The following is a 9719-nucleotide window of genomic DNA, read 5'->3' as shown; positions in this document are numbered from 1 at the left end:
TCGGGGGGTTACTTCACCGGGGTGAAGTCCCGCGCGCCGATGCTGTGTTTTCCGGGGGTGTCCCCCGGGCCCCCGGCCGGGCTCGCGGTGTTCGGCCGGGGGTGTGGCGCTTCTGCCTGGCACGCTTCTGAGACGACCGGGCCGGGGCCCCCCGTCCCACACGAGGAGGCTCCGGCCCGGTGTTCGGGGGGTTACTTCACCGGGGTGAAGTCCCGCGCGCCGATGAATTCCGGGCGGCGTATCGGGGCGGCGAACGGTTCCACCGCCGTGTTCTCCACGCTGTTGAACACGATGAAGACGTTGCTGCGCGGGAACGGCGTGATGTTGTCGCCGGAGCCGTGCATGCAGTTGCAGTCGAACCAGGTCGCCGATCCGGCCGGGCCGGTGAACAGCTTGATGCCGTACTCGCCGGCCAGCTTGGTCAGCGCCTCGTCGGACGGCGTGCCCGCGTCCTGCATCTGCAGCGACTTCTTGTAGTTGTCCTTGGGCGTGGCCCCGGCACAGCCCAGGAACGTCCTGTGCGAGCCCGGCATGATCATGAGCCCGCCGTTGGTGTCGTAGTTCTCGGTCAGCGCGATCGAGACGGACACCGTACGCATGTTCGGCAAGCCGTCCTCGGCATGCCAGGTCTCGAAGTCCGAGTGCCAGTAGAAACCGCTGGCGCCGAACCCCGGCTTGACGTTGATCCGGGACTGGTGGACGTAGACGTCCGAGCCGAGGATCTGCCGGGCGCGGCCGACCACCCGCTCGTCCCGCACGAGGTTCGCGAACAGCTCGCTGATCTTGTGCACTTCGAAGACGGTGCGGATCTCCTGGGACTGCGGCTCCACGATCGACCGCTCGTCGGCCCGGATCTCCGGGGTGTTGACCAGCCGGTCGAGCTCCCGCCGGTAGACGGTGGCCTCTTCCGCGGTGATCATCTGGTCGACGCCGAGGAAGCCGTCACGCTCGAACGACTGGAGGTCGGTCGTCGAGATCGGCCCGGGGGTGCCGGGGGTGCCCCACAGGACCGGGTCCTGGCGCGGGGTCGACACCTCGGTGGCGCCCCGGGTGGGGTAGAGGTCGGTGACGTCGGGTGGGGTGGGTGTGGTGGTCGTGGTGGTGGTCATGGTCTGTCACACCTCCTCGGGCTCGGTGAGCAGCGGGTAGACGCCGTTCTCGTCGTGGTCCTCCCGTCCGGTCACGGGCGGGTTGAACACGCAGAGGCAGCGGAAGTCCTCCTTGATGCGCAGCGTGTGCCGCTCGTGGCCGTCGAGGAGGTACATGGTGCCGGGAGTGATCGTGTACGTCTTCCCGGTCTCGTGGTCGGAGAGTTCGGCCTCGCCCTCGACACAGACGACGGCCTCGATGTGGTTGGCGTACCACATCGACGTCTCCGTGCCGGCGTACAGAATCGTTTCGTGCAGCGAGAAGCCGACCCTCTCCTTTGCCAGCACGATGCGCTTGCTCTCCCAGGTGCCGGACGCGGCCTTCACATGCCGGTCGGTGCCTTCGATCTCCTTGAACGAACGGACGATCACGGTGGTGCACTTCCTCCTCGTACTGGACCTCTGCCAGGTCGTGGCCAGGTCGTTGTCAGGTCGGGTCAGATCGCGTCGGACCGGGTCAGGCGGTCTCGCGGACGGCACGGGCGAGGACGCGCAAGCCCTCGTCCAGCTCGTCCGGAGTGATGGTGAGGGCCGGCAGCAGTTTGACGACCTCGCTCTCCGGGCCGGACGTCTCGATGAGCAGCCCCAGCTCGAAGGCGCGCCGCGCGACCTTTCCGGCGCGGTCCTTGTCGTGGAACTCCAGGCCCCAGACCAGACCCCGGCCCCGGTACTCCTTGACGTCGGCGAGGTTCTCCTCGGTGATGGAGATCAGCGCCTGCTCGACCTGCTCGCCGCGGGCCTGGGTCTGCTTCTCCATCGCGGACCCGTCGGTCCAGTACGTCTCCAGGGCCGCGGTGGCCGTGACGAACGCCGGGTTGTTGCCGCGGAAGGTGCCGTTGTGCTCGCCCGGCTCCCAGATGTCCAGCTCGGGCTTGAACAGGCACAGCGACATCGGCAGCCCGTAGCCGCTGATGGACTTGGACACGGTGACGATGTCCGGCACGATCCCGGCCTCCTCGAAGGAGAAGAACGCGCCGGTACGGCCGCAGCCCATCTGGATGTCGTCGACGATCAGCAGCATGTCCTGCCGCTCGCACAGCTCCTTGAGCGCCCGCAGCCACTCCGGGCGCGCGACGTTGATGCCGCCCTCGCCCTGGACCGTCTCCACGATCACCGCGGCGGGTTTGTTGAGCCCGGAGCCCTGGTCCTCGAGCAGGCGCTCGAACCACAGGAAGTCCTCGACCTTGCCGTCGAAGTAGTTGTCGAACGGCATCGGCGTGCCGTGCACCAGCGGGATGCCCGCGCCGGCCCGCTTGAAGGCGTTGCCGGTGACGGCGAGGGAGCCCAGCGACATGCCGTGGAAGGCGTTGGTGAAGGACACGATGGCCTCCCGGCCCTTCACCTTCCGCGCCAGCTTCAGTGCGGACTCCACGGCGTTGGTGCCGGTCGGGCCCGGGAACATGACCTTGTACGGCAGGTCACGCGGGCGCAGCACCAGGTTCTGGAAGGACTCCAGGAAGGCACGCTTGGCGCTGGTCGACATGTCGAGGCCGTGCGTGACCCCGTCCCGTTCCAGGTAGTCGATCAACGCCCGTTTCAGGACGGGGTTGTTGTGGCCGTAGTTCAGCGAGCCCGCGCCGGCGAAGAAGTCGAGGTACTGATGGCCGTCCTCGTCGAACATGCGGCTGCCCTGCGCGCGGTCGAAGACGGTGGGCCAGCCGCGGCAGTAGCTGCGCACCTCGGACTCCACGGTCTGGAAGACGCTGAGGTCGGGCTGGGTGATGGTCACGACGAATCGCTCCTCGTTGCGTGGGGGGAGGGGAGTGCGTGTGGGTTCTGCGGCGTGTGGGTTCCGCAGCGTGCGCTTCAGAAGGAGATCAGAAGGAGAGGGGACCGATGCGGTACAGGACTTCCGGCTCGTGCGGCCCGTCCGGGAACAGTCCCGTGTCGAAGAGCACCTCGCGGGAGAGCGCGGCGCCGTGGCGCTCGGCGTACGAGGTGAACAGGCGCTCCGAGGCGGTGTTGCCCGGGGTGATCGTGGTCTCGACGCAGGTGATCCCGCGCTCGGCGCCGAGGCGTGCGGTCAGCCCGTCGAGCAGCGCGGCCGCGACCCCGCGACCCCGCTGGGACGCGTCCACCGCCACCTGCCAGACGAGCAGGGTGTGCGGCTGCTCCGGCCGTACGTACCCGGTGAGGAAACCGACCGGTACTCCGTCGGCACCGCGCGCCACCGCCGAGGTGGCGGCGAAGTCGCGGCACCACAGCAGGTAGCTGTAGGAGGAGTTCAGGTCGAGGGTTTTGGAGTCCTTGGCGATACGCCAGAGCGCGGCTCCGTCCGCCACCGCCGGGTGGTCGATGAGCAGGTCTGCTTGTGCGGCAGTCATGCGGATTGAATTTACCGGTGGAAATTCAAAAATGCATGGCCGAATAGGGTTACTTCAGTGTGGGTCCTGTGTTATCGCGCGAGCGCGGGCAGGTGCGCGACAGGGCGCCGATATGCCCCGGTTTATGCACCTCAAAAGGTGCACAACGGAAGCGTTGTGTAACGCGTCACAGGCATGTAGCCCGCTCGGGAAATCCCTGCGTTTACGCCCTGGAAAAGCGGGCAGAAGCACATGGGAAAGCTACCCTGAAATAAGAATTAGCAAATCCCGTGAATTCTCGCACAGGTCACACCGTCAATACGCTCGCTATCGCCAGGCGGAGTCCACGGCCTCGCGAGCGCGCCGCGCGTCCACGCTCGACCCCTGCTCGCCCAGTGCGGCGCCCACCGCTGCCAAGCACGCCCGCACCGCGTCCGCCGTCGCGTCCGGACCGTAGTGGTTGACCCGGATCATCTCCCCGGCCAGCGCCCCGCCGCCCGCGGCCAGCGGCAGCGCGGGGTCGTTCGCCAGCGCCCGGGCCACCAGCTCCGACGCCACCACGCCCGGCGGCACCCGCAGTGTCGTCGCGACCGGTGCCGCGTCCCGCTCCTCGTGCACATACGGCTCCAGGCCCCCGCCCAGAGCCACCGCACCGGCCCGCGTGGCCAGCGCGGCACGCCGGTGCCGTGCCATCACGGCCTCCAGGCCGGCCGACTCGATCCGCTCCAGGCAGGCCTCCAGGGCGAGCATCTCCAGCTGGGCGGGAGCGTGCAGCAGCGTCTTGCGGCCACCGTCGATCCAGCGCTCCTTCCAGTCGAGCAGCGACAGGTACGAGCGGCGCGGCGCCCTCGGGTTCGCCGCCATCCGCGCCCAGGCCCGCTCGCTCACCGACACCGCCGACACACCCGCCGGACCGCCCATCGCCTTCTGCGCCCCGATCACGCACAGGTCCACGCCCCACGCGTCCGGCAGCACCGGCTCGGCCCCCACGGAGGCGACCGCGTCCAGATAGAAGAGGGCGCCCTGCTCCCGCACCACCTCGCCGATCTCCGCGACCGGGTTGGTGTTGCCCGTCGCCGCCTCCGCGTGCACGAGCGACACGAAGTCGATCTCCGGGTGCTCGGCGAAGGCCTCCCGGATCCGCTCGGCCGTCACCGCCGTGTGGAAGGGCACCGCCAGGTCGTGCACCGTGGCGCCGCAGTCCCGCAGCCAGTTCCCGAACGTCTGTCCGTACGGCCCGGTGATCACGTTCAGCGCGGTCGTGCCCGGCCCCGCGGTCGCCCGGATCGCCCCCTCCAGCGGCAGCAGCGCCTCGCCCTGCGTGATCACGACGTCCTGCCGGGTGCCGAGCAGCCGGGCCACCCGGTCCTCGATCGAGGCGAACCGCGCGGCGCTCAGCGGGGGGAGATCGAGGAAGGCGTGGGTCACGGCGGTGCTCTCTTCGCTCACGGGGAACAGATGGAACAGATGAAGCAGCGGATGAAGCGGATGAAGCAGATGAAGCAGCGGATGAAACGGATGGAGTCGAGCGTAACCGGCTGCGGTCGGCCGTCACCAACCGGTGACTTCTTAGGTCGAACGACCCCGTGACCATCAGATTCATTTGAGAAACCCAAACATCTCCTTATAATCGGAACCCATAGTTCCCCAACCGGAGGCCTCCCGTGATCACCCTCCCCGGGCGCCGGACCCGTGTTCTGGCCGCCACCACCGCGACCGCCGGGCTGGTGCTCCTGGCCCTCAGTACCTCCGGATGCACCTCCACCGGCAACGGCGGCGGCTCGAAGACCGCCGCCGGCGGGGTCAAGGTCGTCAAGGCGGGGCAGCTCACCACCTGCACCCACCTGCCGTACCCGCCCTTCCAGTCGGAGATCGGCGGCAAGGTCCAGGGCTTCGACGTCTCCCTCGTGGACCTGGTCGCCAAGGACCTCGGTGTGAAGCAGGCCATCGTCGACACGCCTTTCGAGAACTTCAAGACCGGTGCCTTCCTCAACTCCGGCCAGTGCGACCTCGCCGCGGCCGGTATGACCATCACCGCCGAGCGCAAGAAGCACGTCGATTTCTCCGCCCCGTACTTCAACGCCACCCAGGCCGTCCTCGTCGACAAGAAGAGCGGCATCACCTCGCTCGCCGACGTCAAGGCCAAGGGCAGGAAGCTCGGCGCCCAGGCGCAGACCACCGGCGAGGACTACGTGAAGAAGCAGGGCTACGACCCGGTCTCCTTCGAGTCCTCCGACGCGGTCCTCAACGGCCTGCGCACCGGCCAGGTCCAGGCCGTCGTCATCGACTATCCCGTGGTCCAGGGCTGGCTCAAGGACAAGGCGAACGCCGCCCGCTTCAAGACGGTCGACAACATCAACACCGGTGAGCAGTACGGCTTCACGGTGAAGAAGGGCAACACCAAGCTCCGCGACGCCATCAACAAGGCGATCGCCGACGCCAAGGCCGACGGCACGTACAAGAAGCTGTACGAGAAGTGGATCGGCCCCTACGACGCCGCCGCGGCCTCCCCCTCCGCGTCATGACCGACGCCGCCGAGGCCGAGGTGCGGCCCAGGAAGAAGGGTCTGACCCGCAGCCAGAAGCGCAGACTGTCCCGCGGCGTCCAGTACGCCGTCTTCGTCGCCGCCGTGATCGCCTTCGCGGTCAGCGCCGACTGGGGACAGCTGCAGAACCAGTTCGCCCAACTCGACATCGCCCGGCAGATGTTCCCGGACATCATCACGCTGGCGCTGAAGAACACCGTCCTCTACACCGTGTCCGGCTTCGTCGTCGGCCTGGTGCTCGGCATGGTCATCGCGCTGATGCGGCTGTCGTCCGTGGGCCCCTACCGCTGGCTCGCCGGCATCTACATCGAGATCTTCCGCGGCCTGCCCGCCCTGCTGATCTTCATCTTCATCGGCGTCGCCGTACCACTGGCCTTCCCCGGCACCGAGATCATCGGCGGCACCTACGGCAAGGTGGCCCTCGCCCTCGGCCTGGTGGCGGCCGCGTACATGGCCGAGACGATCCGCGCCGGCATCCAGGCGGTGCCCAAGGGACAGATGGAGGCCGCCCGTTCGCTGGGCTTCTCGCCCGCCCGGGCCATGGCCTCGATCATCGTCCCGCAGGCCTTCCGGATCATCCTCCCGCCGCTCACCAACGAACTCGTCCTGCTCTTCAAGGACTCCTCGCTGGTGCTGTTCCTCGGCGTCACCCTGGAGGAACGCGAACTGTCCAAGTTCGGCCGCGACCTGGCCAGCACGACCGCCAACTCCACGCCGATCCTTGTCGCCGGCCTGTGCTACCTGCTGGTCACGATCCCGCTCGGCTTCGTCGTCCGCCGCATGGAGGCCAAGGCCCAGGAGGCCGTCAGGTGAGCACCCCAGAAGTCCTCATCGAGGACCTGCACAAGTCCTTCGGCGACAACGACGTGCTGCGCGGCATCGACCTGGAGATCCGCCAGGGCGAGGTGGTCTGCGTCATCGGCCCCTCCGGCTCCGGCAAGTCGACCCTGCTGCGCTGCGTCAACCTCCTCGAGGAACCCACCAAGGGCCGGGTCTTCGTCGGCGGCACCGAGCTGACCGACCCCGACGTGGACATCGACGCCGCCCGCCGCCGTATCGGCATGGTCTTCCAGCAGTTCAACCTCTTCCCGCACCTCACGGTGACCGAGAACCTCACCCTCCCGCAGCGCCGGGTGCTCCGGCGGAACAAGGCGACGGCCGCCGAGGTGGCCGCCGAGAACCTGCGACGCGTGGGTCTGTCGGAGAAGGCGGACGCGTACCCGTCCTCCCTCTCCGGCGGCCAGCAGCAGCGCGTCGCCATCGCCCGGGCGCTGGCCATGGGCCCCGAGGTGATGCTCTTCGACGAGCCGACCTCGGCGCTCGACCCGGAACTGGTGGGCGATGTCCTGGCCGTGATGCGGATGCTCGCCCGCGAGGGCATGACCATGATCGTCGTCACCCACGAGATGACCTTCGCCCGCGAGGTCGCCGACCGGGTCGTCTTCATGGACGGCGGCGTGATCGTCGAGGACGGCACCCCGGACCAGGTCATCGGCGACCCGAGCCACGACCGCACCCGCCACTTCCTCTCCCGCCTCCTCGACCCGGCGATGGCCGAGGTGGAGGAGGAGGCCTCGGACCAGGTGGGCAAGGGCGGCCGGTAGCTGACTAGGGTGCGGGGCATGAGCGAACGCGCGGTGCTGCACGTGAGGGGCCGGATCCTGGTCGGCCCGGACGAGGTCCGGGACGAGCTGTGGGTGGTCGGTGGCCGGATCTCGTACGACCGCCCCGCCACGGCCCGCGAGGTGACGACCGTAGAGGGCTGGGTGCTGCCCGGCCTGGTCGACGCCCACTGCCATGTGGGCCTCGGCGCGCACGGCCCGGTCGACAAGGACGCGGCCGAGAAGCAGGCGCTGACCGACCGCGAGGCCGGCACCCTGCTGATCCGCGACGCGGGCTCGCCCTCCGACACCCGCTGGATCGACGACCGCGAGGACCTCCCGAAGATCATCCGGGCCGGCCGGCACATCGCCCGCACCCGCCGCTACATCCGGGGCTACGCCCACGAGATCGAGCCGGACGACCTCGTCGCGTACGTCGCCCAGGAGGCCCGGCGCGGCGACGGCTGGGTCAAGCTGGTCGGCGACTGGATCGACCGCGACCTCGGAGACCTCTCCGCCTGCTGGCCGCGCGAGGCGGTCGAGGGGGCCATCGCCGAGGCCCACCGCCTGGGCGCCCGCGTGACCGCCCACTGCTTCGCCGAGTCCTCCCTGCGTGACCTCGTCGAGGCGGGCATCGACTGCGTCGAGCACGCGACCGGCCTGACGGACGAGCTGATCCCCCTCTTCGCGTCCCGGGGCGTGGCGATCGTCCCCACCCTCGTCAACATCGCCACCTTCCCCCGGCTCGCCGACGGCGGCGAGTCAAAGTATCCCCGCTGGTCCGCCCACATGCGCCGGCTCCACGAGCGCCGCTACGACACCGTGCGCGGCGCCTACGACGCCGGGATCCCGGTCTACGTCGGCACGGACGCCGGGGGCTCCCTCGCCCATGGCCTGGTCGCGGGCGAGGTCGCGGAACTGGTCACGGCCGGCATCCCGCCGCTCGACGCCCTCTCCGCGACGAGCTGGGGCGCGCGCGAGTGGCTCGGCCGACCCGGCCTGGAGGAGGGCGCACCGGCGGACCTGGTGGTGTACGAGACGGACCCGCGCGCGGACGTACGGGTACTGGCGTCACCGCGACGAGTGGTGCTGAACGGCCTGGTGGTCGAATAACCACCGGGCGATTCGCACAGACGCACGAAAAATCCACGATGGAGTGAAGTGACGCGGGATCGCTGACGGTTCACCCTCGGTGCGCGATTCTTGCCGGGTCCCGAGCAAGTCTCGTCTGGGGGTCCCCACCTTGAACGGCACCACCTTCCGCCTGCCCGCACGCCGTTGGGCCACCGTCGCGACGGCCGCGGCACTCGCCGCCGGTCCCGTCACGCTGGCCGGCGCGGGCTCCGCCCGAGCCTCCGGCGACCACGGCCGTGCCGGTGCCGTCGTACTGCGCACCGGGCTCGACGTGTCCCTCGTGGACAAGACCGCGAACGTCCCGCTCGCGCTCTCCCTCACGGCCGGGAAGACCGCCCTGTCCACCCGCCTGGACGGCGTCGACGGCGGCAAACCCTTCACCGTCCTCGGCGCGGACACCGCCTCGGCCAAGGCCACGACGACCGCGACCCGCGCCGAAGCCACCGTCCACCTCGCCCACGCAAGGCTCCACGTCCCCGGCCTCCCCCTGCTGTCCCTGGTCGAGCTGGACACCGTCACCGCGAAGGCGACCTGCGAGTCCGGCAAGGCACCGGCCGCCGCCTCCGCCGTCCCCGGCGCGGTCACGGTCCTCGGCAAGCGCGTCACCCTCACCGCCGCCGGCCCGACGGACGTCCGCGTACCCGGGCTCGGCGAGGTCCGCCTGGACCTCTCCCACCGCAGCACCACCTCCCGCGAGGCGGCCGCCACCGCCCTCCGGCTCAAGGTCTCCATCAACCCACTGAAACTGAACGTGGCCGACGTGACAGGCACCGTGACCCTGGCCGAGGCGACCTGCGAGACCCCGGCCAAGACCCCGCCCTCCGCCATCAAGGCCCAGGGCGCCCCAGCCAACCCCGACCTGGCCCAAACAGGCGCGAGCGCCCTGACCCCGTACCTGGCGGCGGGCTCAGCGGTGCTCCTGACAGCGGGTGGGGGAGCGGCGGCGCTGGTACGGCGGAGGAAGGGCTGAAGGGGGGGCGGGGGCGGT

The 9719-nt window shown here is 69.6% G+C and carries 10 protein-coding genes; 5 read left to right on the top strand and 5 right to left on the bottom strand.

Features of this window, described 5'->3' with window-relative positions:
* Positions 1-191 precede the first annotated feature (191 nt).
* The 5 genes from thpD to ACH45E_RS42920 all read right to left on the bottom strand — a co-directional run bounded on the left by thpD (position 192) and on the right by ACH45E_RS42920 (position 4879).
* The gene (gene thpD, locus ACH45E_RS42940) at positions 192-1109 is read right to left on the bottom strand and encodes an ectoine hydroxylase (protein WP_361455291.1); all 918 of its coding nucleotides are present in this window, start codon (positions 1107-1109) and stop codon (positions 192-194) included.
* A 6-nt stretch (positions 1110-1115) separates the two neighbouring features.
* Positions 1116-1520: an ectoine synthase gene (locus ACH45E_RS42935; protein ID WP_361455294.1), complete on the bottom strand. Its 405-nt coding sequence runs from the start codon at positions 1518-1520 to the stop codon at positions 1116-1118.
* Positions 1521-1605: 85 nt separating this feature from the next.
* A complete protein-coding gene (gene ectB / locus ACH45E_RS42930; protein WP_361455297.1) occupies positions 1606-2877 on the bottom strand; it encodes a diaminobutyrate--2-oxoglutarate transaminase in 1272 nt (423 codons plus the stop codon).
* A gap of 88 nt (positions 2878-2965) precedes the next feature.
* A complete protein-coding gene (gene ectA, locus ACH45E_RS42925) occupies positions 2966-3472 on the bottom strand; it encodes a diaminobutyrate acetyltransferase (RefSeq protein ID WP_361455299.1) in 507 nt (168 codons plus the stop codon).
* A 306-nt stretch (positions 3473-3778) separates the two neighbouring features.
* Positions 3779-4879: an aminotransferase class V-fold PLP-dependent enzyme gene (locus tag ACH45E_RS42920; protein WP_361455537.1), complete on the bottom strand. Its 1101-nt coding sequence runs from the start codon at positions 4877-4879 to the stop codon at positions 3779-3781.
* Between the two features lie 236 nt (positions 4880-5115).
* On the opposite strand from ACH45E_RS42920, the gene ACH45E_RS42915 reads away from it, so the two are divergent.
* From ACH45E_RS42915 to ACH45E_RS42895, 5 genes are all read left to right on the top strand, one after another.
* Positions 5116-5976, top strand: a complete 861-nt coding sequence (locus ACH45E_RS42915) for a transporter substrate-binding domain-containing protein (protein WP_361455302.1) — start codon at positions 5116-5118, stop codon at positions 5974-5976.
* Positions 5973-6809: an amino acid ABC transporter permease gene (locus ACH45E_RS42910; RefSeq protein ID WP_361455305.1), complete on the top strand. Its 837-nt coding sequence runs from the start codon at positions 5973-5975 to the stop codon at positions 6807-6809. Before ACH45E_RS42915 ends, ACH45E_RS42910 begins: the two co-directional genes overlap by 4 nt.
* Complete coding sequence (locus ACH45E_RS42905; protein WP_361455308.1) at positions 6806-7600, top strand: amino acid ABC transporter ATP-binding protein; 795 nt, start codon at positions 6806-6808, stop codon at positions 7598-7600. Before ACH45E_RS42910 ends, ACH45E_RS42905 begins: the two co-directional genes overlap by 4 nt.
* A gap of 18 nt (positions 7601-7618) precedes the next feature.
* Positions 7619-8710 (top strand): amidohydrolase family protein, encoded by a 1092-nt coding sequence (locus tag ACH45E_RS42900; protein WP_361455311.1) that lies wholly within the window; start codon positions 7619-7621, stop codon positions 8708-8710.
* A gap of 130 nt (positions 8711-8840) precedes the next feature.
* Complete coding sequence (locus ACH45E_RS42895; protein ID WP_361455314.1) at positions 8841-9701, top strand: SCO1860 family LAETG-anchored protein; 861 nt, start codon at positions 8841-8843, stop codon at positions 9699-9701.
* The last annotated feature ends 18 nt before the right edge of the window (positions 9702-9719 follow it).

Source organism: Streptomyces sp. NPDC020299 (assembly GCF_044387825.1).
Taxonomy (GTDB): domain Bacteria; phylum Actinomycetota; class Actinomycetes; order Streptomycetales; family Streptomycetaceae; genus Streptomyces.
This window is presented reverse-complemented; position numbering and strand designations above follow the sequence as displayed.

Coding starts and splice junctions, on each gene's coding strand:
- thpD (WP_361455291.1), bottom strand. CDS start 1,109: ATGACCACCACCACGACCACCACACCCACCCCACCCGACGTCACCGAC.
- ectA (WP_361455299.1), bottom strand. CDS start 3,472: ATGACTGCCGCACAAGCAGACCTGCTCATCGACCACCCGGCGGTGGCG.
- ACH45E_RS42910 (WP_361455305.1), top strand. CDS start 5,973: ATGACCGACGCCGCCGAGGCCGAGGTGCGGCCCAGGAAGAAGGGTCTG.
- ACH45E_RS42900 (WP_361455311.1), top strand. CDS start 7,619: ATGAGCGAACGCGCGGTGCTGCACGTGAGGGGCCGGATCCTGGTCGGC.